This is a genomic window from Ochrovirga pacifica, from assembly GCF_000220525.1.
Classification (GTDB): Bacteria; Bacteroidota; Bacteroidia; order Flavobacteriales; family Flavobacteriaceae; genus Ochrovirga; species Ochrovirga pacifica.
Genome location: NZ_AFPK01000032.1, coordinates 1 through 23,213, shown reverse-complemented (window position 1 = coordinate 23,213; position 23,213 = coordinate 1). Strand labels below are relative to the sequence as shown.

The following is a 23,213-nucleotide window of genomic DNA, read 5'->3' as shown; positions in this document are numbered from 1 at the left end:
AGTTTGCGGTATTTTCGGCTTTTAAGCGGTCTTTTACAAATTCTACTTCTGTTTTTCCGTGTGGTTTGGGTTTGCCATCTTCGCCTAAATTTACCATAATAATATTGTCTACCTTAATAATCGTTTCACGAGTCATTTTGTTTCTAACCTCGCAGTTTAAGGTAAGCGATGATTTTCCAAACTTTTCTACTTCTATTCCAATCTCTATAATGTCTCCCTGTTTGGCAGAACTCATAAAGTTAATTTCTGACATGTACTTGGTTACGACCCTACTGTTTTCTAGTTGAATGATGGAATACAAAGCAGCTTCTTCATCAATCCAGGCTAGTAATTTTCCTCCAAATAAAGTTCCGTTGGCATTTAAATCTTCGGGTTTTACCCATTTTCTTGTGTGAAATCTCATAAGTTCTAATCTTTTGTACAAAGTTACGCTAAGGTGCTGGTTATGGCAATCAAAAGCAATAGATTAAAACTGTTAAGGTATAAAGAATTATTTATAATTCAGTTTTAAAAAAGATTTGGTAGAATTACGCATCACCAAGTCTGTCTTAATAATTTTAGTTTCGTATTCTGGGGTCTGTTCTTCGCACTCAATTCTGTAAATCAATAGCTTTGCTGCTTTTGCTCCCATTTTTTCTCCATGTTGACTGATAGTGGTCATTTGTGGGCTTGCGTGCCTTGCTAAAATACCGTTAGAAAATGCAATTACCGAGAAGTTGTTGGGGATAGAATAACCTAGTTTTTGAGCTACTTTTTGAGCTGCAATGGCTGTGGCTTCGTTGGTAGTAATAACACTGTCTATATGGTTATTTTCAAAAATAGGAGTAATAATTTTTTCGTATTCTTTGTAATGGTATTCTGTTAAATCTATCATGATGTTTTCATTGATGTTTAACTGAAATTCTTCTAGCCCTTTTATGTATCCTTTTTTTCTTTTTTTAGTACTTCCTAGTTTTTTATTGGTAGAAATAAAACCAATGTTTTTGCATCCTGTGTTTTTTAAATGCTCTACTGCGTTATAAGTAGCTTTATGGTCTTTAATCATTACTTTATCGCAATCTAGTTCTTTGGGAACACGATCAAACATCACAATTGGGTAGCCTTCTTCTATAACATTTTGAAAATGCATGTAATCTTTGTTAATGCTAGTTTCTAGACAAGGGGAAATAATAAATCCATCAATACTACCATTGGTTAGCATGTCTAGAATTTCTTTTTCTTTACTAGTCTTTTCGTTAGAAACACAAGTAATAATTTTGTATCCTTGCTCGTTTGCAACTTGCTCTATACCATTAAATACTTGTGCATAGATATACTTAAGCATGTTTGGAATAATTACAGCAATGGTCTTTGTTTTTTTGTTTTTTAGACTTAGCGCATTAAAATTAGGTTTGTATCTAAATTCTTTTGCGTAGGCTTGAATACGTTTTTTGGTAACTTCTGCAATCTCGTGGCTATCGTTAAGGGCTTTAGAAACAGTAGATATAGAAACGTTTAGCTCTTTAGCAATGTCTTTAATGGTAAGTTTTTTCTTCATAGGTCAAAAAGAATGCAAAAATAATCAAATAATCCTGTTCTAAGTTCAAATATACTCATAATTAATAAGTTAATTTCATTTTTGAATATCGTAAATTTGTAATATGCAAGTAGATTATATCATTGTAGGTTTTGGCTTGGCTGGGATGGCTATGGCAAAAGTATTAGAAGATTATGGGCACTCTTTTATTGTACTAGAAGATTCCTCTCAGGTTTCATCGCGTGTTGCAGCGGGTGTTTTTAATCCAGTAATCTTAAAAAGATTTACACCTGTTTGGAATGCCGATGAGCAATTGCAAAATTTATTTCCTTTTTATCAAGATTTAGAAAAAAGATTAGGAAATAACTATCTAACCTATTTTGATACTTACAAAGTCTTTAAAAATGTAGAAGATCAAAACAATTGGTTTATGGCTTGTGACAATCCTTTGTTAGAGAAATACTTAAATCCTAAAATTAGCAAAGAACCTAAAAAAGGAGTGATTTCTTATGAAGGATTTGGTCAGGTTAAAGGAACGGGAAGGGTATTGATAAAAAAAGTTTTGGATGATTATATTGTCTATCTAAAAAAGAAGGGTCTTTTTCTTAATATCTCTATGAATCACGAGGAATTAAAGCTGGATGGAGCTGGAGTTAATTACAGAGATATCGATGCAAAAAAAATTGTATTTGCTGAAGGTTTTGGTTTGAAAAAAAATCCTTTTTTCAGTTATTTGCCATTAACAGGAACCAAGGGAGAAATGTTGTATATAGAAGCACCAGGGCTTAAACTAACCTCGCAACTAAAATCTACGTTATTTTTGTTGCCTATGAAAAATAATAAGTATTGGGTAGGAGCCACTTTTAATTGGACAGACAAAACGGTAAAGGCAACAGAAAAAGGTAGAAAAGAATTGCTAGAAAAATTAGACACCATGATTGATGTACCCTATAAAGTTATCAGTCAGTTTGGTGGAATTAGACCCACAGTAAAAGACCGTCGACCTTTGGTAGGCGTACATCCAGAATATAAAAATGCCATTGTTTTTAACGGAATGGGAACTAGAGGAGTAATGATTGCTCCTACCATAGCCAATCAACTGTACCAACACTTAGAAAACAAACAACCTTTACCTAAAGAAATAGATATTCAAAGATTTAATTAAAACGCACAAAATTATGCCTTTCTTAAGCGATGAAGAAGTAAATAGTCTGAACCATCAGATAGATAATTTAGAACAGAAACGTTCTCAATTAGATGAGCTGAATAACAATTACCTAGAGCAACTAAAAAAACAAAATGCTAAAATTAGAGCTTTAATAGCTTTGTGTATCGTGTTGTTTTTGTTGCTTATTGCAGCCGTTGTTTGGGCTTTGTTTGCTAAAAAGACAAACAAAATAGAAACAGTAAGTACACCTGTTAAAAAAGTATCATCTATAGAAAAAACAGAAAAAGATACAGCAAAACAAGTAACAAAAGAAATACAGTTGGCTAATAAAGATGCAGAAAAAGAGGTGATGACATATGGAGTTCAGATAGGGGCTTACAGAAAATTTGATGTAGAATTCTCATCAGGAATTAAAAAAATCAAAAATCAATATGGGTTGATTTGCTACGTAATTGGAAACTTTAGCACTTTAGAAAAAGCTCAAGAGTTTCAGTTAATTCTAAAAGACTTAAAATTAACTGAAGCTTTTGTGGTAAAAATCTACAAAGGAGAAATTGTAGAATAGTGATTATTTTACTCGCTGGCTTTTGTCTTTTTGGTATTTAATAAAAAGATGAATCCAAATGACACGAGCCAGACGTAAACTCCATGGAGCCAAAGCAAAAAGCCCTAAAGCAATTACAATTAAACTTTGTTTCATGTCTAAGCCAAAAAAAACTGCACTGATGATATATAAAGCTACAGCAATTGCTACACTAATGGCATAACCCACGTACATGGCACCATAAAAAAACGAAGGTTCCCTCATGTATTTTAGTCCGCAGTTGGGGCAGTTTTCTTTAGTTTCTGTAGCTTTTAAAATATTAAAGGAGAATTTGTTCTCAAAAAAAGCTCCTTCATGACATTGTGGACATTTAGAGGTAAAGATGCTGTATAGTTTGTTTCCTTTGTTAAGCATGATGTATTTATTTTGGTACTTTTGTCTCATCAAAAAAGAGATAAAATAGTTATGTATTTGTACAATACTACAAATATACTTCCATTTATTCTGATATAAGCAACAATTGTTACATATGGTAAACGTACATAATTTAACCGTTACATTTAACGGAACAGACTTGTTTTCGGGGATTACTTTTAAGCTAGAAAAAGGAGATCGAGTAGGGTTGGTAGGAAAAAACGGAGCAGGAAAATCTACCATGTTAAAAGTACTGTCCAAAGATTTGCCTAGTGACGGAGGTACGTTGGCTTTTGACAAAGACATACAGATTGGTTTTTTACGTCAGGATATCGATTTCATACCAGGAAGAACCATCATAGAAGAAGCATACCAAGCTTTTGAAGAAATAAAAAAAATTGAAACTGAGATTGCTAGAATTAATCATGAGTTGGCAGAAAGAACAGATTATGAAAGCGAATATTATTCAGGTCTAATTCATGATTTGGAAGAAAAAACAACACGTTACGAATTGTTAGGAGGATACAACTACCAAGGAGAAACCGAAAAAGTGTTGCAAGGTTTAGGGTTTCAAAGAACAGACTTTAACAAGCTAACAGATACGTTTTCTGGAGGTTGGAGAATGCGAATAGAATTAGCAAAGTTATTGTTGCAAAACAACGACATTTTGCTGCTGGATGAGCCAACGAACCATTTGGATATAGAGTCTATTATTTGGCTAGAAGGCTTTTTAAAAAACTATGCAGGAGCCGTAGTGTTGGTGTCGCATGATAAAATGTTTTTGGACAATGTAACCAATAGAACCATAGAAATTTCTTTAGGTCAAATTTACGATTATAAAAAGCCTTATTCTCAATTTTTATTACTGCGTGATGAAATTCGAGAAAAACAATTGCAGGCTCAAAAAAATCAAGAAAAAGAAATTAAAGCAAAAGAAGAACTGATAGAACGTTTTAGATACAAAGCAACCAAAGCATCTTTGGCACAGTCTTTAATTAAACAACTAGATAGGGTAGAAAGAATTGAGGTAGATGGTGAAGACAATGCGGTAATGAATGTGCGTTTTCCTTTGTCTAAAGAACCCGGAAAAGTAGTTGTAGAAGCGGAAAATGTATCTAAAAATTACGAAACCAAACAAGTATTGTCTCAGGTAGACTTACAAATTGAAAGAGGAATCAAGATTGCATTTGTGGGGCAAAATGGCCAGGGAAAATCTACCTTAGCAAAAATGATTGTAGGAGAAATTTCTTATACGGGAAATTTAAAATTGGGACATAATGTAGAGATTGGTTATTTTGCACAGAACCAAGCAGAGCATTTAGACGGAGAACAAACGTTATTAGAAACCATGGAAAATGCAGCCAATGATGGGAATAGAGCTAAGGTAAGAGATATGTTAGGGGCTTTTTTATTTAGAGGTGAAGAGGTAGATAAAAAAGTGAAAGTGCTAAGTGGTGGAGAGCGAAACCGATTGGCCTTGTGTAAAATGTTGTTAGAGCCTTTTAACGTTTTGGTGATGGATGAACCGACCAACCACTTAGATATTCAATCTAAAAATGTGCTAAAACAAGCCTTAGAAAATTTTCAGGGAACTTTGATTTTGGTTTCTCATGATCGTGATTTTTTACAAGGACTAACACAAAAGGTTTTGTATTTTAAAGATCAAAAAATTAAAGAATATTTAGGAGACTTAGATTATTTTCTAGAGACACATCAATTAGAAAATATGCGAGAAGCTGAGATGAAAACAGCTGTAGCATCAGAAAAGAATAAAGAAAAAAGTACCGGGAAACTAAGCCGAGAACAAGAAAAAGAGCTTAAGAAAGTTAAGAATAAGTACAGCAAGATAGAACGTCTGATAGCTGATTTAGAAAAAGAAATAGAAAAAATGGATGCTCAACTGGCCGAAGATTACGAAAAACACGCTGCCGATGGAACTTTTTTTGAAACGTATCAGAACAAAAAAAATAGTTTAGATCAGTTAATGGAAGAGTTGTTTGAGCTAGATGAAGAAATAGCTTCTAAACAAGCTTAATTAAATTTATCAGATATAAATTATAAATGGAATTGCTAAGAAACTTCTAGAGCCGATGCAGTCTAAAAACATACAAATTCATTTGCCTCTTCTAAAAGAAAAAGAAGTGGAATTGTTTGTAAAAAGAGAAGATTTGTTGCATCCTTTTATTTCGGGCAATAAATTCCGAAAATTAAAATACAATTTGCAAAAGGCAAAAGAGCTTGGCAAAACAAGTTTGTTGACTTTTGGAGGAGCATATTCCAATCATATTTTGGCTACTGCTGCCGCAGGAAAAGAATATGGATTTGGTACTTTGGGAGTTATAAGAGGAGAGGAACTAGGGGAAGATGTATCAAAAACTCTTAGTAAAAATGCAACGTTACAAAAGGCAGCCAATTTTGGAATGGAATTTTTGTTTGTTTCTAGAGCAGCTTATCAGCAAAAACATCAAGAAGCATATATAAAGGGCTTGTTAGAAATGTATCCAAATAGTTATGTATTGCCAGAAGGAGGTACCAATGCTTTGGCAATTAAAGGGTGTGAAGAAATATTAACATCAAGTGATGATTGTTTTACGCACATTGCTTGTGCAATGGGTACGGGAGGAACTGTAACTGGAATTATCAATGCTTCTAAAAAATATCAAAATGTTGGTGTGTATCCTGCTTTAAAGGGAAATTGGATACAAGAGGAAATGTTAAAGTTACAGCCAAATAAAAACAACTGGACGTTGTTTAAAGAATATCATTTTGGAGGTTATGGAAAAGTCACCCAAGAATTGGTTACTTTTATCAACACATTTAAACAACAAACTCAAATTTCTTTAGATCCCATTTATACCGGGAAAATGATGTATGGTTTGTTAAAAGAAATAGAACAAAATCAACTTAAAAAAGGAAGTAAAGTGTTGGCTATTCACACAGGAGGACTGCAGGGCATTGCGGGAATAAACACACGGCTGGCACAAAAAAACAAACCCTTAATTATATGAAAAAAATATTTGTAATTGTCGCTATTGGCTTATTAGCATCATGTGGATCTAGTAAAAAAGTAGCAAAAACTACCCCAAAACAAAATATTCCTGCCGATACTGAGGTTAAGGTAACACCGACCAGGGAAACGGTTAAAGAGGTAAAAAAGGTGATTAAAGATACTCAGAAAAACACCAAATCGTATTTAAGTCAGAAAACGTTAGATTATATAGAAGAGTTTGCACCTTTGGCTATGGAAGAAATGCAAACGTATAAAATTCCAGCAAGTATTACCTTGGCTCAAGGTATTTTAGAATCGGGAAGTGGTACCAGTACTTTGGCTAGCAAGTCTAACAATCATTTTGGAATTAAATGCCACAGAGGATGGACAGGGAAAAGGGTTTACCATGATGACGACCAAAAAGGAGAGTGCTTTAGAAAGTACGAGTATGCAGCTACATCTTACAGAGATCATTCTACATTTTTGGTTACAAGGTCTCGTTATTTAAGCTTGTTTAGACTAAGAGAAGACGATTACAAAGGATGGGCAAAAGGGTTGAAAAAAGCAGGGTATGCTACCGATCCAAAATATCCACAAAAGTTGGTTACCTATATAGAAAAATACAATTTGGATGCATATGATGCAATTGTGTTAAAAGGAAAAGTAAAAACTGTAGCAGTAGTAGAGGAAACTTCACAGCCTACAAAAGTGGTAACAACAAATACGACTAAAGTAAACAAAGCTGTATTGCCTATAAATGGTATGCATATAGTAGGTAAAGACGATACACTGTATAGTATTTCTAGAACCTATGGCGTAAGTATTGATGAGCTAAAAAAATGGAATGATTTAGATGATAACATCATTCATAAAAATCAAGTGCTTAAACTAAGAAAAAAAAGAAATCAAAATCAAGTGTATATTGTTAAAAAGAAAGATACGCTGTATTCTATTGCTAAAAAATTTGGACTGACTGTTCTAGAACTCAAACAAATAAATGATTTACAAAACAATGATTTAAGTATAGGGCAAGAATTAAGGATTAATTAGAACAAAAGCACTTCAGAAAAAGAAGTGCTTTTTATTTAGGCTTCAATAGTTTTAAAACTGTCTATAATCTCTTTGTAAATTACTTTTCCGTTGGCAATATTCAATCCTTTGTGTAGTCCTGGATCACTATTTAGAGCATTTTCCCAGCCCATATTGGCAATTTTTATGACATACGGAGTAGTAACATTGGTAAGTGCAAGAGTTGAAGTGTAAGGTACGGCCCCAGGCATATTGGCCACAGAGTAATGTACCACATTGTCAATTATATAAACAGGGTCTTGATGTGTGGTTGGTCGCGTGGTTTCTACACATCCTCCTTGGTCTACAGCCACATCAACAATTACAGTTCCTGGTTTCATGGTTTTTAGCATGTCTCGGGTAATTAGGTTGGGGGCTTTTTTACCTTTTAGCAATACACCTCCAATAATTAAGTCATGAGACTTTACATTTTCTCTTATATTGTATTCATTAGAATATTGTGTGTTGCAATTGCTAGGTAAAACATCAGCTGCATAACGCAAACGTTTCACATCTATATCTAAAATAGTAATATCTGCTCCAAGGCCAGCAGCCATTTTCGCTGCTTGTATCCCTACTACACCGGCTCCTAAAATCAAGACTTTAGCAGGGGGTACACCAGGAACGCCACCTAGTAAAATTCCACGTCCCATCATTGGTTTTTCTAAATATTTTGCTCCTTGTTGTATAGACATTCTACCTGCTACTTCAGACATGGGGGTTAGTAAAGGCAAGCTACCGTCTTTGTCTTCTACCGTTTCGTAAGCAATGCAGATTGCTTTTTGTTGAATCATCGCCTCGGTTAATTTTTGATTCGAAGCAAAATGAAAGTAAGTAAACAAGATTTGGTTCTCTTTTATGAAAGCATATTCTTGTTCAATAGGCTCTTTTACTTTTACAATCATTTCAGACATAGCGTATACTTCTTCTATGTTGTTTAGCAATTCTGCACCAGCATTTAGGTAGTCGGCATTCGAAAAGCCACTAGCAAGTCCAGCAGTAGATTGTACAAACACTTTGTGGTTGTTTTTTACCAATTCAAAAACACCGCTTGGGGTCATGCCCACACGACTTTCGTTGTTTTTAATTTCTTTAGGGATTCCTATTTTCATATTTAGGTAGGTTTGGTTTATAATGTTTTTCTAAATAACACAAAATATACCAAAGTAGTATCACTTGCTTAATAATTAACAAGTTAGAAAGCGCTTAGACAAAAAAATAGTCACTAGAGAAAAATGACGAACAAAAGTAGTAAGATTGTTAACAAAACTATTTTTTGATTGATAAACTTTTGTTAATCATCATAAATTTAGATTCTTGTTTTAAGATAAAAATAGCAAAAACAAGAAAGAGGTTGATGTATTTACTAATCAACCTCTATTTGATTTCCTAAAAAAGCTTTGAATTTAGAAGGGTTTCCATCGTCATCATCAGTAAGTAGATAATAGACCATTCCAGCATCCGAAATATCGGCTCTTTTTTCTTTGTGCTTTTTCATACAAGTCCAAATCCATGCAATATCCTTATTGGGATGATTTTTTAGCCAATCCCACACAGACCAATCATGATAAGAACTCCATCCTTCTGTTGGGATGTTTTTTTTATTCTGATCTTTTATTCTTTTAAATTTTAATCGGTTTTCACTTAACGAAATTACCTGTTCTATAGTGTGATGATTGGGTCTTCTAAGGTGATGATCGTTATAGTTGCTGTGCGACAAAATGTAAACATGGTCTAAGCTTGCTGTTTTGTTGTTTTTGACGACATTTTTTACCGCTTGGTATAAAAATTCAGAAGGTCCCATGTTGATAAAAAACAAAGGGTTTTCTGCCGATGATTTTTCTAGTTCCTTTTGCAAATGTTCAATTGCTTGATTTTTGTGTGTACCTACATCAAAAAACACAGTAGGGTCAAAGTTCCAGCGTTCTATAGAACCCTCTACACCTTCTTTCATGTAATTTCTTACAGTAGTGTGTGCAGGTGATGGCATAAAATTGTTGTAAGAAAAATGCACAAGTTTGTTTTGCAATTTTTTTTTGGCCAACATAGCCAATGCAGCAGGTGTTGCTCCCCAATCATCGGGGTCTGCATAATTGTATTTTCCGGTGTATGCCAAATCGGGTTGCGCATTACCATCGGCACTACAAGCTATTCTATGTTGGTTGTAGTTTATAAATTGTGCAGATGTGCTAAAGGAAATGCATAGAAAAACAAAAAGGAAAATTCTCATAAATTTAGTTTTTTTCAGTGTTAATCGCAGGTATTAGATTCTGTTACGGTTTTAGAAGTAGCAGCAACAGTGTCATTGTCTAATCCTATAGACAGTACCATTTTATCTAATTGTAGGTGTTTGGATCTTGCACAAATTTTTAGTGTGTATTCTCCAGCATCTGGAAAAGATACAGTAAGCCAAGAGCTAGACTTTGGGTTGTGTAAATCCAAAGCACCTCCAAAAGCAAATTCACCGTCTTTGTCGCTTCTGCTTACAAATTTTTCATAATGTTCTAATACTTTAGATTGGTTGTTTACCCATGCTCGACCCAAATTTTCTGGGAAATAAATCCAAACATCGTTACCTAAATCTCCTCCTGCTTCTTCTTCGGGCTGTCTCATAAACCATTTTACACGATAACCTCCTGCAGCAGGAATGTAAAACTTAATGTCTATTTCGTTAGCTAAGTTTTGTTGTTGATAGCTATTCGGTCCAATATATTCAATATATTTTCCTCCTGAAGCTCTCTCGTCGTTAACAGTTCTCCATTGACCTTTTAAATTAAAGCTTTCTCCTTCTAATATAAGAAGTCCGTCTTTAGGGGTAATGTAACATGCTGTTGGGGTTTCTTCTTCCTCTTCTTCATTTGGATTTTCATCATTGGGTTGTTCTTCGGTAGGAGGTACAAAAGTTTCTTCGTCTTCTTGGGAACAAGAAATCATTAAAGCCAATAGAACGAATGGTAGAAAAAGAAGTTTTTTCATGGTGGTATAATTGTTTATAGTTAGTTCTTAGTTTTACCAACCTTGTGTATAAAATTTTAAGAAATAGGTTGGGCTGTTTAGAATAGTATCACCTCCAAAAATAGGAGTAAAATCACAAAAAGTTCCTCTAGATCTCTTTACAATAACTTTACAATTTATAGTTTATGTCCAGTATTTGCTTATTGTTGGCCTTAGCAGTCGATAAAAAAGCATAAATTGCGACTTATGAAAAGATGTCTGTGTGTTTTTACAGTTTTGGCTTTTTTTACGGCTAAAGTTTTAGGAAATGATAATCTAAAGAAGGTAACTTTTTTAGACAAGGAGAAGCGATTTTTAGTTCAAGAACAAATTGATTCGTTGCAAATTAAAACGAATGATACGCTTCTTTTGATTGATGATTATATTCAAAAATCGGACGAGTATCTTGATAAAGAAATGTATGCCATGGCCTATGATTTTTTGTGGAAAGCTTTGGAGTTGGCAACAGCTACAAACGACAAAAGAAAATTAGCAGTTATTTATTATGAGTTGGGGGTGCTGTATGGGATTTATAGAAAAGAAGGAGAGGCAATTGAGTATAAGAAAAAAGCCTTAACACTAATCAAACAAGATTCAACGCAAAACAGAATACGAAAATTAAATAAATTGTCTAAAAACTATTATGGTTTGGCTGTTCAGTATAGAAAAGCAAGACAGTACAGAATAAGCGAGAAGTATTTAGACTCTTGTACCTATATACAACAAATACATCCTAATAAAAACAAAGAAAATCCTTTTGTATATGCAGAGCGTGGAAAGTTGTTCTTAGAGCAAAAAAAGCTGAACGAAGCAGAGCCTTTATTACTAAAAGCTAAGGATTTGTTTGAGCAACGCAACATGAATTATTTAGTGATTGTTTATTCTTTTTTGGGAGACTTGTATACAGAAAAGAAAGAAATTTCTAAAGCAATTATGTACTACGAAAAAAGCTTATATACAGTTAACAAAGTAAAAACTCATGGAGATTTAAAAACTCACGTACTGCAAAAAATAGCTGCATTGTACAAGCAGCAAAATCAACTTCGTAAAGCATATGCTTACTTAGAAACTTCTAGTAAAATTATAGATAGCTTGTTTGATATGCGAAACATAAAAAATGACGAACTGTTTGAAATAAAAAATAAATACGAAGAAAACTTATTGGTAAAAGATGCACACATACAAGAACAAGAACGCATTATAGAAAAGAAAAAACGGTTACAATTACAGCTAATTCTTGTCATTGGCTTTATTCTATTAAGTTTGATAGGTTTGTTATTTTTATTTTATCACAAAGCAAAAGTAAAAAGGTTGCAGGTAGAAAAAGAAAATGCAGCCATTAATATAAAACACAAGCAAGAAAAGTTAAATGCAGTAGTAGAAACCAAAAGCAAAGAGTTAACAGTTTCCGCATTGCAGCTGATAGAAAAGGATAAAAATATAGACAAATTATTAGATCTGTTAAAAGAAAAAGCTCCTGAAACATATAGAAAAGTTCAGAAAGAAATTGTTAGAGGAAATAAAGATTTGTGGGAAAGCTTTAATTTAAGATTTACCGAGGTAAATACCGATTTCTATAAGCGATTAAGAGAGAAACACAGTACACTAACACCTACAGAACAAAAACACTGTGCCTTAATAAAACTTAAGTTTGATAGTAAAGAGATGGCTCGCTTGTTGAATATTTCGGTAAACAGTGTGCATATTTCAAGACACAGAATTCGAAAAAAAATAGGATTGCAACGAGACGAAGATCTAAGCAATTATATAGGGAATATTTAAAGCGATTGTTAACATTGTAAGGTTTTTTCGACTGACAGCAAGAAAAATTTACAGAATGTCTTTACAGTATATTAAAACCTATACCTATAAGAATCTATTTTCTTTGCAATCGGTAGCTTTTCAAGCTGCTTGTGTTTTTAATCAACCAGAGCAAGTACTAGGATACAGCATTTATTGGATAAAGCAAGGAAAAGGAACTTATCACATAGATTTTAAAACGTACGATTTTCAAGACAATGTGTTGCTTTTTTTATCGCCCGGACAGGTGTTTAGTGTAGCTAGTGAGCAAATCAAAGAGGCTTATAAAATTACTTTTACCAAAGATTTTTACTGCATACAAACTCACGATCAAGCTGTTGCTTGCAATGGGGTTTTGTTTAATAATGTATACGAAATTCCTTTTGTAAAACCATGTAAAAGCGATACGCAAAAGCTCCATTTTATTATGAATAGTTTGATGGAAGAATTTCAGCGTAATGAAGTCGCTCAACACGATATGCTACAAGCCTATCTGAAACAATTTATTATAGTATCTGTTAGAATTCAGAAAGAGCAAGCTTCTGTAAAAACAGATGTAGAAACCAAGCTCTTTAAAGACTTTAGTACTTTGGTAGAAATGAATTTTAAATCGCTACACAAAGTATCCGATTATGCAAATAGACTGGGCTTATCTCCCAAGTCGTTGACTAAAAACTTTCAGAGAGTGGGCGTAGAATCACCTAGCGACTTTATTAAGAACAGAGTTTTATTAGAAGCCAAAAGGCAATTAAAATATTCATCAAATCCTGTAAAAGAAATTGCTTATGATTTGGGTTTTAATGATGCTGCTTATTTTTCTCGTTTTTTTACAAAGGCTGTACAACAATCTCCATTACAGTTTAGGAAAGAAAACGAAACAATTATCCGATAGCTACTTTTTTGTGTTTTTTACCTAATTGCCACATTAAGACACTTGCAGTTACATACATCCATACGGAATAAGCTGCAGTAGGAATGGCCATTTCTATGTTTTCTAAAATAGAGGTTGTAATTACAAAGGCTAGGGTTCCGTTCTGAATTCCTCCTTCTATCCCTATGGCAATAGCATCTTTATAGCTTAGCTTAATAGATTTTGCTATAAAATATCCCAAGCTAATGGTAGCTAAGTTCAGTATTAAGGTTACATGGCCCACTCTTAGTAAAGCATCTCCCAAAATGTTCAGATTGGTAACAATAATCCCTATAAAAATCAAAATAAAAATAGAAGTCGAAGCAATTTTCATGGGTTTTTCCATAGCAACTGCAAAATCTGCTTTGTACCTACGAACCAGCATTCCTAAGGAAACAGGAATCAAAGTAATCGTCATTATTTGTAAGGTAGTGTCTAGTACAGGAAGTTTTATAGAGGTGTTTTCTAAGTCAGATCCAAAAAAATCTAATGCAAAAGAAGCAAGAAGATTAATGGTAATCATGCTGGTAAAACTCGCAATGGCTGTTAAGCTTACCGAAAGTGCAATGTTTCCGTTGCATATTTGTGTAATCATATTGCTTGTGGGGCCTCCTGGACAAGCTGCTAGAATTACAATTCCTACAGCCATAGTAGCATCCAAATGAAATAAAAGAGCAAGTAAAAAAGCAAGTAAAGGCAACAAAATGATTTGATTGATAAGCCCTGTTATCACGGCTTTGGGTTGTTTAAAAACATTGGTAAAGTCTTGCAGTACTAAAGTCATTCCCATTCCAAACATAATGATTGCTAAGGATAGTGGTAAAAATATTTTAAGTAGTAATGCTGCCATGATTAGGTGTTTAGTTTTGGGGTAAGATATTTATTTTTTAGGAATCTATACTTGTTTTTTTGGGTGAATGCATCATTCTTGTAATGTTAAGATTCTTTTTCCTGTCCAACTATTAGGAACTTTTGTCCATTTTTTCAGGCTAGTATCGGTTGCATCTTTGTAGTGTTCAAAAGAAACAATAAAAATTAATCATTTAAAAAATAGAAATTATGAGTACAAAAATTGAAACATTAAATCCGGTAACCACTACAGGAGAAGCTAAAGATTTGTTTAATGCAGTAGAGAAAAAATTAGGGTTTATTCCTAACCTAATCAAAGTTTTTGGAAACTCGCCAGCTACTTTAAAAAGTTATTTGTCTTTAGGAGAATTGTCTGCCAGTGGAACTTTTAGCAATAAGTTTAGAGAACAATTGGCTTTAACCATTGCACAAGCAAACAATTGTGACTATTGTTTGTCTGCCCATACTGCCATAGGGAAATTAAATGGATTGAATTCAGATCAATTAACTGCTAGTAGAAAAGCACTAGCCGAAGATGCCAAACAACAAGCAGGGTTAATTTTTGCTAAAGAAGTTACCCAAAACAGAGGTAAAGTTAGTGCGGTTAGCTTACAAGCGGTAAAAGATGCTGGGTACAACGATGGAGAAATTTTAGAAATAGTGCTGAATGTAGTTGCAAACACCTTAACCAACTATGTAAATCATATTGCAGAAACAGAGATTGATTTTCCAATAGTAAAATCAGAAGAATTGGTATAAATAAAATCTTTAAAAACAGTAAAAATCATCATATCATGAAAAATTTAATCTTAGGAATTATAATCACACTAGCAACTGTATTTACAGCCAATGCTCAAGAAGTAAAAACAGTAGCCTTAGCACAAACAAAAGGAGAGTTTACTGAAAAAGGATTGACTTTGTCTGAGGGGACTTATGTCTTTAAAATTACCAACCAACAAGTGGGTCACGATGTAGGTTTTGTTTTAGCTCCTAAAGGAAAAACAGATCAAGCACATCATATAAAAAGTGCTTATGTAACTTCTTTGGTAAAAAACAACACTACAGAAAGCACTCAAAAAGTAACTTTAAAAAAAGGAGAATACGTATATTTTTGTCCTTTAAACCCAACTCCACAATACAGCTTGGTGGTAAAGTAAAACTTATAGCCAAAATAGAGAAAGGAATGTCAGTATAGATGTTCCTTTTTTTTGTTTGATAACAAGGGGTTTATGAAACTTTGTTAACCGTGGCATTAAATTTGATGAGCCGATGTTTGTTTCTAACCCATACTTTGCCTACTTTAGAGGTAAAGGCACTAGAACAGATAACAACGTATGCTAAAACAAAGCTTAAACTTAAAATTATCCCAAAAATTATCTCCGCAACAAATTCAGTTGATGAAGATGATTCAATTGCCTACACAAGCATTTGAACAAAGACTGAAACAAGAAATAGAAGAAAATCCAGCCTTAGAATCTGGGAAAGAAGAGGACGAATACGATGCTTTAGACGAAGATTACAGCGAATACGATCAAGAAGGGAACGAAAGCATCGAGGCAGATGACATCAATATTGATGATTATTTAAGTGATGATGACATACCTGATTATAAATTGCAAGCCAATAATTATTCTTCAGATGACGAAGAAAAAGACATTCCTTATGCAGGAGGTGTAACTTTTCACCAATCACTCATCAATCAATTAAACACATTTTCTTTGAGTGATGAGGAGTATGCTATAGCAGAATTTTTGGTAGGAAGCATTAACGAAAATGGGTATTTACGTAGAGAAACTATTGATATTGTAGATGACTTGGCGTTTACCCAAAACATTTTTACCGATGAAAACAAAGTAGATGATATTTTGTACGATGTAGTTCAGAAATTAGATCCGATAGGCGTAGGAGCTAGAGATTTAAGAGAGTGTTTGTTAATTCAGTTAGAAAATAAAGTGCAAACTCATTCGGTAGAATTGGCCATTCAACTACTAGACCAGTCGTTTGATGCTTTTGTAAAAAAACACTATCAAAAATTGCTGTCTAAATTCGAAGTTACCGAAGACGAATTAAAAGCAGCCGTTAAAGAAATAGAAAAGCTAAATCCTAAACCGGGGAGTTCTGTTGTGGGCAATGCCAAAATAGCAGAGCAAATAGTTCCTGATTTTACGATTAGAATTGCAGATGGAGAGTTAGAACTATTGCTAAATTCTAGAAATGCTCCTGAGTTGCACGTGTCTAAAGAATACCACAATATGTTAAAAGGGTATCAAGAATCTAAGACCAAAAGCAAATCACAAAAAGATGCTGTTCAGTTTATCAAACAAAAGCTAGATGCTGCCAAATGGTTTATAGATGCCATTAAACAAAGACAGCAAACTTTGCTGGTAACCATGAATGCTATTATTGAAATGCAACGAGAATATTTACTTACAGGTGATGAAAGTAAATTAAAACCGATGATTTTAAAAGATGTGGCAGAAAAAATAAACATGGATATTTCTACAGTATCTCGTGTAGCCAATAGCAAGTATTGTGCTACTCCGTACGGTACCAAACTGGTAAAAGAATTTTTCTCTGAGTCTATGAAAAATGAACAAGGAGAAGATGTGTCTACCAAAGAAATTAAAAGTATCTTAAAACAAGTAATTGCAGAAGAAGACAAGAAAAAACCACTAACAGACGATAAGTTGTCGGGAATTCTTAAAGAAAAAGGCTATTTAATTGCCCGAAGAACTATTGCTAAATACAGAGAGCAACTAGATATTCCTGTTGCTAGACTTAGAAAAGAAATATAATTTATGCAAAAAGTATCCAAAATACTCTCTTACCTTCTTCATCCTGTATTGTTGCCCAGCTACGGAACACTTTGGTATTTACAAGCTTTACCAATTCCGCTATCAGCTATGCAAAAATACATGGTGCTTTTTATTGTGTTAGGAGGAACGTTTTTGGTGCCTTTGCTAACTTTGGTCGTGTTGCGATTAACAGGACATGTAAAAACCAATGATGCCAAAACGGTAGAAGAACGTAAGTTTCCTGTGCTAATTATGATTTTTAATTATTTGTTTTTAGCTCAAGTACTACAAAGCATTTGGCAGTTAAGAGAGTTAACGATTTTGGCCTATGCAACCGCTGTAGGTCTAGTAATTGCTTGGTTGTTTTTGTACAACAAGGTAAAAGTAAGTTTACACATGCTGGGAATGGCAGGGTTGCTTAGTTTTGTTTTGGTATTTGGAGCGCATTATCAATATCCCAACCTGGTAGTGGCTCTTTTGTTGGTTTTGTTAGGGGCTTTGGCTACGGCAAGATTGCACCTAAAGGCACACAATCTAAAAGAAATATACATGGGGTTAACTGTAGGTATATTGCTGCCTATAGTGTTTAGCTTTGTGCTATAGAATATAAAACATTACACCCAATTTTAGCTGATGAAAATCTAGAGATGTTCCGTTGCTAGTTTTTGTATGGGCTGTAAAAGGAGAGCTTAGATGGTATTTTAAGTGGATGTTCCACGTACCATATCCAATAGAAGTGTATACAGTGTAAGCAATTTTTCTAAAAGCATTTAACTGCTTATAAGTGATTTCTGTTGTGCCTGTATTTAATACCACTTGATTGCTGAAATTGTAAAGCAAAGATGCACCTGTATAAATTCTCCAAAAGCTAAATTTACTAGCCGTAGAAGTTCTCCATCTAAATTCTACAGGAACTTCTAAGCCGTGCAACGTATACCTGTAACTTTCGTAGCTGTTGTCAATATCAAACTGTAGCTTATTGTTGTTGTCCTTAATGGTAATATTGGGTCTTAACAAGTCAAAGTTGTAGCCTAAACCTAATGCAAACCCTATGTTTCTTTGTTTGTTGATGGGCAAGTCTTTTAAAAAACCTATTTGAAAACTATAAGGAATTCCGTTGTTGTCTATATTGTTATTAGGGCTTAAAATGCTGTTGTATTGCACCCCTAAATAAATTTGATCTTCTAAGTATTTAGTATCTACAAAACTAGAATCTTGAGACCAACTTGATAAGGTTGCGATAAGGAATAACAGAAACCACCCTTTTTTCATATGGCAGTAGGTTTGTATTTTAGTGGAATATGTACTACTTTTTTGGTTTCAAAAAAATCTTCGGTAAAGTAATCTGTCAGAGGATATAGTGTGTGACTAGGGAAGTCGCGTAATTCTTCGGTTAAATCTCCTCCTTTAAGATATAAAATTCCGTTTTTTAGCTGATGTTGTTGTTTTTTAGTTGCTTTCTTTTTAATCCATTTTACAAAATCGGGCATGGCTGTTACTGCTCTACTTACAATAAAGTCAAATTCACCTTGTACTTTTTCCGCACGCATATGGTGTGCAGATAAGTTTTCTAGACCAATTCCCTCAGCCACTTCTTGTACTACTTTTATTTTTTTTCCTATCGAATCTACCAAAGTGAAAGAAGTTTCTGGAAACAAAATGGCTAACGGGATTCCAGGAAAACCACCCCCAGTACCCACATCTAATATTCTAGCACCTGGATTAAAAACTTGTACTTTGGCAATTCCTAAAGAATGCAATACATGTTTTAGGTACAATTCGTCTATATCTTTTCTGGAAATTACGTTGATTTGTGCATTCCACTCTTTGTACAAGCTTTCTAACTTTTCAAATTGTTCTATTTGAGTAGGGCTTAAGTTCGGAAAATATTTTAGGATTAGTGCTGTTGTCATAGTAGTACAAAAGTAACGTATTTTAAGCAAATTGTTGTTCTGTTCTTTCAGTGTGATTTTTCTATTTTTTGGAATAGAATTGTAGATGCAGTTTATAGATGTTATGGCTTGAAAAAGGTTTTTTTCGAGATTGGTTCGACATTGCTTTCAAAAACCTCCATTTTTTAAAAATAACCCAAAGCCGTTTCCGAACAAAATCCGAACAAGACTCGAAGAAAACCCCTTAAAAATCGAAATTTTGTGTCAATTAGGGTCAGTTTGTTTCAGAGCGTGTCAGCGTGTGTCACAGTGTGTCAGGATGTGTCACAAATTTGTTTTTTAGAGTGTTTGTTTTTGCTTATAAAATGGAGGTAATTAGCTGTAAAAAAGGCACAAAAGGGAAACATAATTTTGTTTAAATAACCTCTGTGATTTTTTTATGCTTCTTTTATAAGTGATTGAGTATATTTGAGAGTAGGTGTTGATTTAAATTTTAATAATCAAGATGATAATTAGGATTAGGAATCTAAGCCATCTTTAAACAAACATAGAATAAAACTGTAGAAACAATGAAAAAGATATTATTATTTTTTTGCATTTTTTTTGTGTCAAAAACTTTTGCACAAATAGATTCTAATAAAATTCTATATGTTAAGTTTCAGTTTGCTCATTCATCTAGAATACCGTATCATTCTGTTTCGGTAGAGTTGACAAAGTTTCGTGACAAAGTAGAGGTATTGGTAAAATCAAAAGCATCATCAGAAGAACAACAATGGTCATATAGCACATTTGAAAAGAGATTGACTCTAAAAAAAGAGGATTATGACGGTATAACTAAAGCCATAGCAGAATTAAATCCTTACAAATTATCAGAAAATTTTGAATACATGCTAATTGATGGTTACCAATGTAGTATAGAATTTGGTAATTACTCTAACTCTATTACTTATAAAATAGGAGGTCCTGGTAATAAATCAAATGAAGAGTCTACAAAACCATATTTTAAAGTTTGTAAAATGATTTTAAAAGTAGCACAATTCAATCCAAAGGAAATTTTGTAAGGTATAAGAAATCAGGTTGTAAATGCAGACTATTGATGTATTGACTTAAGGCTTTAATTACGTAATAAGTAGTAAGGATTTTTAATCTAAATGTTTGTATTGATTTACAAAAGCTATAAAAGTGTTAAAAACTTAAATTTCTTAGCGTTAAGCTAAAATAATCTGAGCAAAAAACAGTTATTTTGTATATTGAAGTCATAGCTACCCATACAACAAATGCAACAAGTAAATTTTACCAAAGACAAAAACAACCTCTTTTTTAAGACTTTAAATCAACGAGTTAATAATTATTTTAGAGACAATAACCTAAAGAGAACAGGAAACTGGGTGTTGTATAGCAAAGCTTTTTTAATGTTTGCTTTGTTATTTGTGCCCTATTTTTTATTGCTTATAGTACCTATGTCTAACCCTTTACGGTTGCTAATGTGCGTATTGATGGGCTTAGGAATGGCTGGTGTAGGAATGAACGTAATGCACGATAGTAATCATGGTTCTTTTTCTAGCAAATGGTGGGTAAATCAGTTGTTAGGAAACAGCATTTATATCTTGGCGGGAAATGTATACAACTGGAAGGTACAGCACAATTTATTACACCATACTTATACCAATATAGAAGGTTTGGATGAAGATATTGATATCCATGGAGTTATTCGATTGTCTCGATACGAAAAGTGGAAACCAATGCACAAATACCAAAAGATATATGCTTTTTTCTTGTATGGCTTATTAACCATACAATGGGCTTTGGTGGTAGATTTTAGACAAACTCCAAGATATTTAAGTAAAGGATTAAGTGGAGAAGGAGAACTGAATCCAAAGAAAGAGTGGACTTTGCTTATTCTTACTAAAATTGTATATTATTTGTTTTGGGTGGTATTGCCTTTGTTGGTTTTGCCTGTAACTTGGTACCAATGGCTTTTAGGCTTTTTTGTAATGCACTACGTAGCAGGTTTTATTTTAAGTACTGTTTTTCAGTTAGCACACATTACCGATGCGGTGCAAGTAGTAATGCCACAAGAATTAGACAAAGAAAAAAGAACATGGGCTGCACATCAATTGTCAGAAACCGCTAACTTTGCCACGCAAAATAAATGGGTGTCATTTTTTTTAGGAGGATTGAATTTTCAGATAGAACATCATATTTTTCCCAACATCTCGCATGTACATTACAGAGATTTAGCAAAAATAGTAAAGAAAACAGCCAAAGAATTTCAACTGCCCTATCACGAATATGAGACCTTGGTTCAGGCTTTTAAAGCACATGTAAACCAATTAATTATTTTAGGAAAAAAACCTCAATTAGGATAAACTATTATAGAATTTAGAAATGAAGCAACAATTATCAGACAGAATTACAAGCTTACCAGCATCTGCTACTTTGGCAATGGCTGCTAAAGCAAGAGAGTTAAAAACTGCAGGAAAAGATATTATTAGTTTAAGTTTGGGAGAACCAGATTTTAATACACCCGATTATATCAAAGAAGCTGCAATTCAGGCTATTAATGATAATTACAATTCCTACAGTCCTGTAGATGGATATGCAGATTTAAAAGAAGCAATCTGTGCAAAGTTTAAAAGAGACAATAATATAGACTACAAACCAAGTCAAATTGTAGTATCTACAGGAGCAAAACAATCGTTGGCTAACATTACCCAAGTGTTGTTAAATCCAGGGGATGAGGTTTTGTTGCCCTCACCTTATTGGGTTTCTTATTCGGCTCAATCTATTTTAGGAGGGGCCACGTATACAGAGATACCATCAACTATAGAAACAGATTTTAAAATCACACCTGCACAGTTAGAGGAAGCAATTACGCCAAAAACAAAGTTGATATTTTTTAATTCGCCTAACAACCCTAGTGGTACTGTATATACAGAAGAAGACTATAGAGGTTTGGCTGAAGTGTTAGAAAAATACCCAGATATTTACATTGTTTCTGATGAAATTTACGAGCACATCAATTACGGAACTCCTAACTTTAGTATTGCTGCTATTCCATCTATGTACGATAGAACTATTACTGTAAATGGATTGGCAAAAGGTTTTGCAATGACAGGGTGGAGAATTGGATTTATTGGAGCTCCTGAATGGATTGCTAAAGCGTGTACAAAAATGCAAGGACAAATTACTTCGGGTACCAACTGTATTGCACAAAGAGCAGCAATTACAGCTTTGTCTGAGCCTGTTTCTAGAATTCAATACATGGTAGACGAATTCCAAAAACGTAGAGACATGATGTTGGAGTTGCTAGGAGAAATAGAGGGAGTAAAGTTAAATGTACCTAAAGGAGCGTTTTATATTTTTCCAGATGTATCGGCATTCTTCGGAAAAACAATTAAAGGAAAAGAGATTCAAAATGCAACAGACTTTTCTATGTTGTTGTTAGAAGAAGCGAACGTAGCAACGGTAACAGGTGAGGCTTTTGGTGCTCCAACTTGTATTCGTATTTCGTATGCAGCTTCTGAAGCACAGTTAAGAGAAGCCGTAAAAAGAATAAAAGAAGTGTTGGTGTAATAAACTACATTTTTTACTATATGGGCAAAAAAAAGCTCCATTCTTTTCTAGAATGGAGCTTTTTTTATGGATAGAGTTTTGTAATTCAATTTACTCTTCAATCATAGATTTGGTTTCTGTATAATGCCCTTGGTAATGAGAAGATAAGTTTACCAAAGCATTGATTAAATCCTTGGTCTCTAAAATAATTCCAAAATACAACGTACTGTTTTTTGCTGAAGTTTCTGTTGTTCTAATTCTGTTGATTTGTTGCTCTACAGATTTAGAAACATCGTTTAATAGCACTTGTTTGTTCTCTATCAGTTCAGGTAATTTATCAAAATCGTTATTGCTAAAGAAGGTAAGCATCTGTTCAAAAACATGGTTCAGTTCTCTTTCGGTTTTCTTTAAGTCCTGAATTTGCTCTTTCTTTAATTTTTTATGATTGTTGTGTACGTGTTGGTAGCTAATTTTACTAATGTATTCTACCGATTGTGCAACGTCCTGAATATATTCTAAGGCTACAATATAGAATTTACTAGCGGCTACCGATTGATCGTTTAAAGACTTGATAAAATAGAAAACATTGGAACGTAACGATTCCATGTCTGTATTTAGTTTCTTTACAGACTTTTCACTTTTACGTAGACCATCTAAGTTTTCTTGAGTAAGGTTGTCTATTACACCAGAATAAATTTTCATTACTCTTCTGGTAACAT

Annotated in this window: 23 protein-coding genes and 1 pseudogene; 14 read left to right on the top strand and 10 right to left on the bottom strand. The window is 33.6% G+C overall.

All coding sequences use genetic code 11. The annotated features are described in order from the left end of the window. Positions 1-403 (bottom strand): acyl-CoA thioesterase (locus FS85_RS0105960; RefSeq protein WP_010135195.1); only part of this gene is annotated, 403 nt, incomplete at its 3' end. An 87-nt stretch (positions 404-490) separates the two neighbouring features. Next, the gene (locus FS85_RS0105955) at positions 491-1,537 is read right to left on the bottom strand and encodes a LacI family DNA-binding transcriptional regulator (protein WP_010135194.1); all 1,047 of its coding nucleotides are present in this window, start codon (positions 1,535-1,537) and stop codon (positions 491-493) included. 103 nt (positions 1,538-1,640) lie between these two features. On the opposite strand from FS85_RS0105955, the gene FS85_RS0105950 reads away from it, so the two are divergent. Together FS85_RS0105950 and FS85_RS0105945 are read left to right on the top strand one after the other, a co-directional pair. Beyond that, positions 1,641-2,681: an NAD(P)/FAD-dependent oxidoreductase gene (locus FS85_RS0105950; RefSeq protein WP_010135193.1), complete on the top strand. Its 1,041-nt coding sequence runs from the start codon at positions 1,641-1,643 to the stop codon at positions 2,679-2,681. Between the two features lie 13 nt (positions 2,682-2,694). Then, positions 2,695-3,249, top strand: coding sequence for a hypothetical protein (locus tag FS85_RS0105945; protein WP_010135192.1), 555 nt, complete (start codon positions 2,695-2,697; stop codon positions 3,247-3,249). Positions 3,250-3,252: 3 nt separating this feature from the next. On the opposite strand, the gene FS85_RS0105940 is transcribed toward FS85_RS0105945, so the two are convergent. After that, a complete protein-coding gene (locus FS85_RS0105940) occupies positions 3,253-3,672 on the bottom strand; it encodes a DUF983 domain-containing protein (protein WP_237706944.1) in 420 nt (139 codons plus the stop codon). An 85-nt stretch (positions 3,673-3,757) separates the two neighbouring features. Here FS85_RS0105940 and FS85_RS0105935 point away from each other — a divergent pair, with 85 nt between their 5' ends. The 3 genes from FS85_RS0105935 to FS85_RS0105925 are packed head-to-tail and all read left to right on the top strand — an operon-like array spanning position 3,758 to position 7,681. Beyond that, positions 3,758-5,677 (top strand): ABC-F family ATP-binding cassette domain-containing protein, encoded by a 1,920-nt coding sequence (locus FS85_RS0105935; protein WP_010135190.1) that lies wholly within the window; start codon positions 3,758-3,760, stop codon positions 5,675-5,677. 55 nt (positions 5,678-5,732) lie between these two features. Next, the gene (locus FS85_RS0105930; protein WP_010135189.1) at positions 5,733-6,650 is read left to right on the top strand and encodes a 1-aminocyclopropane-1-carboxylate deaminase/D-cysteine desulfhydrase; all 918 of its coding nucleotides are present in this window, start codon (positions 5,733-5,735) and stop codon (positions 6,648-6,650) included. Continuing rightward, the gene (locus FS85_RS0105925) at positions 6,647-7,681 is read left to right on the top strand and encodes a glucosaminidase domain-containing protein (RefSeq protein ID WP_010135188.1); all 1,035 of its coding nucleotides are present in this window, start codon (positions 6,647-6,649) and stop codon (positions 7,679-7,681) included. Before FS85_RS0105930 ends, FS85_RS0105925 begins: the two co-directional genes overlap by 4 nt. Positions 7,682-7,716: 35 nt before the next feature. Here FS85_RS0105925 and ald read toward each other — a convergent pair whose 3' ends face one another. The 3 genes from ald to FS85_RS0105910 all read right to left on the bottom strand — a co-directional run bounded on the left by ald (position 7,717) and on the right by FS85_RS0105910 (position 10,675). Beyond that, entirely contained in the window at positions 7,717-8,811 is a 1,095-nt protein-coding gene (gene ald / locus FS85_RS0105920; RefSeq protein WP_010135187.1) for an alanine dehydrogenase, read from the bottom strand. Between the two features lie 254 nt (positions 8,812-9,065). Then, positions 9,066-9,929 carry a hypothetical protein gene (locus FS85_RS0105915; protein WP_010135186.1) on the bottom strand — a complete coding sequence of 288 codons (864 nt, stop codon included), beginning with the start codon at positions 9,927-9,929 and terminating at the stop codon, positions 9,066-9,068. 20 nt (positions 9,930-9,949) lie between these two features. After that, complete coding sequence (locus FS85_RS0105910; protein WP_010135185.1) at positions 9,950-10,675, bottom strand: hypothetical protein; 726 nt, start codon at positions 10,673-10,675, stop codon at positions 9,950-9,952. Between the two features lie 225 nt (positions 10,676-10,900). Between FS85_RS0105910 and FS85_RS0105905 the strand changes: the two genes are divergently transcribed. Further along, positions 10,901-12,475: a response regulator transcription factor gene (locus FS85_RS0105905; protein ID WP_010135184.1), complete on the top strand. Its 1,575-nt coding sequence runs from the start codon at positions 10,901-10,903 to the stop codon at positions 12,473-12,475. Between the two features lie 55 nt (positions 12,476-12,530). After that, positions 12,531-13,385, top strand: a complete 855-nt coding sequence (locus FS85_RS0105900) for a helix-turn-helix domain-containing protein (RefSeq protein WP_010135183.1) — start codon at positions 12,531-12,533, stop codon at positions 13,383-13,385. Here the strand turns inward: FS85_RS0105900 and FS85_RS0105895 are convergent. Further along, positions 13,375-14,253, bottom strand: a complete 879-nt coding sequence (locus FS85_RS0105895) for a bile acid:sodium symporter family protein (protein ID WP_010135182.1) — start codon at positions 14,251-14,253, stop codon at positions 13,375-13,377. The genes FS85_RS0105900 and FS85_RS0105895 overlap by 11 nt on opposite strands. 209 nt (positions 14,254-14,462) lie before the next feature. Here FS85_RS0105895 and FS85_RS0105890 point away from each other — a divergent pair, with 209 nt between their 5' ends. From FS85_RS0105890 to FS85_RS0105875, 4 genes are all read left to right on the top strand, one after another. Continuing rightward, a complete protein-coding gene (locus FS85_RS0105890; protein WP_010135181.1) occupies positions 14,463-15,011 on the top strand; it encodes a carboxymuconolactone decarboxylase family protein in 549 nt (182 codons plus the stop codon). 35 nt (positions 15,012-15,046) lie between these two features. Continuing rightward, positions 15,047-15,409 (top strand): cupredoxin domain-containing protein, encoded by a 363-nt coding sequence (locus FS85_RS0105885; RefSeq protein ID WP_010135180.1) that lies wholly within the window; start codon positions 15,047-15,049, stop codon positions 15,407-15,409. Between the two features lie 177 nt (positions 15,410-15,586). Next, positions 15,587-17,047 (top strand): RNA polymerase factor sigma-54, encoded by a 1,461-nt coding sequence (rpoN, locus tag FS85_RS0105880; protein WP_010135179.1) that lies wholly within the window; start codon positions 15,587-15,589, stop codon positions 17,045-17,047. 3 nt (positions 17,048-17,050) lie between these two features. Then, complete coding sequence (locus tag FS85_RS0105875) at positions 17,051-17,650, top strand: hypothetical protein (RefSeq protein WP_010135178.1); 600 nt, start codon at positions 17,051-17,053, stop codon at positions 17,648-17,650. Here the strand turns inward: FS85_RS0105875 and FS85_RS15210 are convergent. Together FS85_RS15210 and rsmG are read right to left on the bottom strand one after the other, a co-directional pair. Beyond that, positions 17,645-18,319 carry a porin family protein gene (locus FS85_RS15210; RefSeq protein ID WP_010135177.1) on the bottom strand — a complete coding sequence of 225 codons (675 nt, stop codon included), beginning with the start codon at positions 18,317-18,319 and terminating at the stop codon, positions 17,645-17,647. The two genes, FS85_RS0105875 and FS85_RS15210, sit on opposite strands and share 6 nt — an antisense overlap. Beyond that, positions 18,316-18,960 (bottom strand): 16S rRNA (guanine(527)-N(7))-methyltransferase RsmG, encoded by a 645-nt coding sequence (gene rsmG / locus FS85_RS0105865; protein ID WP_010135176.1) that lies wholly within the window; start codon positions 18,958-18,960, stop codon positions 18,316-18,318. The genes FS85_RS15210 and rsmG overlap by 4 nt, the downstream gene beginning before the upstream one ends. Positions 18,961-19,508: 548 nt before the next feature. Between rsmG and FS85_RS0105860 the strand changes: the two genes are divergently transcribed. From FS85_RS0105860 to FS85_RS0105850, 3 genes are all read left to right on the top strand, one after another. Further along, positions 19,509-20,000, top strand: coding sequence for a hypothetical protein (locus FS85_RS0105860; RefSeq protein WP_010135175.1), 492 nt, complete (start codon positions 19,509-19,511; stop codon positions 19,998-20,000). A gap of 216 nt (positions 20,001-20,216) precedes the next feature. Continuing rightward, complete coding sequence (locus FS85_RS0105855; RefSeq protein ID WP_010135174.1) at positions 20,217-21,308, top strand: fatty acid desaturase family protein; 1,092 nt, start codon at positions 20,217-20,219, stop codon at positions 21,306-21,308. A gap of 19 nt (positions 21,309-21,327) precedes the next feature. Further along, positions 21,328-22,515 (top strand): pyridoxal phosphate-dependent aminotransferase, encoded by a 1,188-nt coding sequence (locus FS85_RS0105850; protein WP_010135173.1) that lies wholly within the window; start codon positions 21,328-21,330, stop codon positions 22,513-22,515. Between the two features lie 90 nt (positions 22,516-22,605). On the opposite strand, the pseudogene FS85_RS15205 reads toward FS85_RS0105850, so the two are convergent. Next, positions 22,606-23,213 (bottom strand): annotated as a pseudogene (locus FS85_RS15205) (inorganic phosphate transporter); the annotation flags it as partial.

Bases quoted from the DNA above. Each gene is read 5' to 3' on its own strand.
- FS85_RS0105930 (WP_010135189.1), top strand. From the start codon at position 5,733: ATGCAGTCTAAAAACATACAAATTCATTTGCCTCTTCTAAAAGAAAAA.
- FS85_RS0105925 (WP_010135188.1), top strand. From the start codon at position 6,647: ATGAAAAAAATATTTGTAATTGTCGCTATTGGCTTATTAGCATCATGT.
- FS85_RS0105900 (WP_010135183.1), top strand. From the start codon at position 12,531: ATGTCTTTACAGTATATTAAAACCTATACCTATAAGAATCTATTTTCT.
- FS85_RS0105940 (WP_237706944.1), bottom strand. From the start codon at position 3,672: ATGAGACAAAAGTACCAAAATAAATACATCATGCTTAACAAAGGAAAC.
- FS85_RS0105875 (WP_010135178.1), top strand. From the start codon at position 17,051: ATGCAAAAAGTATCCAAAATACTCTCTTACCTTCTTCATCCTGTATTG.
- FS85_RS0105945 (WP_010135192.1), top strand. From the start codon at position 2,695: ATGCCTTTCTTAAGCGATGAAGAAGTAAATAGTCTGAACCATCAGATA.
- rsmG (WP_010135176.1), bottom strand. From the start codon at position 18,960: ATGACAACAGCACTAATCCTAAAATATTTTCCGAACTTAAGCCCTACT.
- FS85_RS0105955 (WP_010135194.1), bottom strand. From the start codon at position 1,537: ATGAAGAAAAAACTTACCATTAAAGACATTGCTAAAGAGCTAAACGTT.
- FS85_RS0105890 (WP_010135181.1), top strand. From the start codon at position 14,463: ATGAGTACAAAAATTGAAACATTAAATCCGGTAACCACTACAGGAGAA.
- FS85_RS0105895 (WP_010135182.1), bottom strand. From the start codon at position 14,253: ATGGCAGCATTACTACTTAAAATATTTTTACCACTATCCTTAGCAATC.
- FS85_RS0105850 (WP_010135173.1), top strand. From the start codon at position 21,328: ATGAAGCAACAATTATCAGACAGAATTACAAGCTTACCAGCATCTGCT.
- FS85_RS15210 (WP_010135177.1), bottom strand. From the start codon at position 18,319: ATGAAAAAAGGGTGGTTTCTGTTATTCCTTATCGCAACCTTATCAAGT.
- FS85_RS0105905 (WP_010135184.1), top strand. From the start codon at position 10,901: ATGAAAAGATGTCTGTGTGTTTTTACAGTTTTGGCTTTTTTTACGGCT.
- FS85_RS0105950 (WP_010135193.1), top strand. From the start codon at position 1,641: ATGCAAGTAGATTATATCATTGTAGGTTTTGGCTTGGCTGGGATGGCT.
- ald (WP_010135187.1), bottom strand. From the start codon at position 8,811: ATGAAAATAGGAATCCCTAAAGAAATTAAAAACAACGAAAGTCGTGTG.
- FS85_RS0105910 (WP_010135185.1), bottom strand. From the start codon at position 10,675: ATGAAAAAACTTCTTTTTCTACCATTCGTTCTATTGGCTTTAATGATT.
- FS85_RS0105915 (WP_010135186.1), bottom strand. From the start codon at position 9,929: ATGAGAATTTTCCTTTTTGTTTTTCTATGCATTTCCTTTAGCACATCT.
- rpoN (WP_010135179.1), top strand. From the start codon at position 15,587: ATGCTAAAACAAAGCTTAAACTTAAAATTATCCCAAAAATTATCTCCG.
- FS85_RS0105935 (WP_010135190.1), top strand. From the start codon at position 3,758: ATGGTAAACGTACATAATTTAACCGTTACATTTAACGGAACAGACTTG.
- FS85_RS0105860 (WP_010135175.1), top strand. From the start codon at position 19,509: ATGAAAAAGATATTATTATTTTTTTGCATTTTTTTTGTGTCAAAAACT.
- FS85_RS0105855 (WP_010135174.1), top strand. From the start codon at position 20,217: ATGCAACAAGTAAATTTTACCAAAGACAAAAACAACCTCTTTTTTAAG.
- FS85_RS0105885 (WP_010135180.1), top strand. From the start codon at position 15,047: ATGAAAAATTTAATCTTAGGAATTATAATCACACTAGCAACTGTATTT.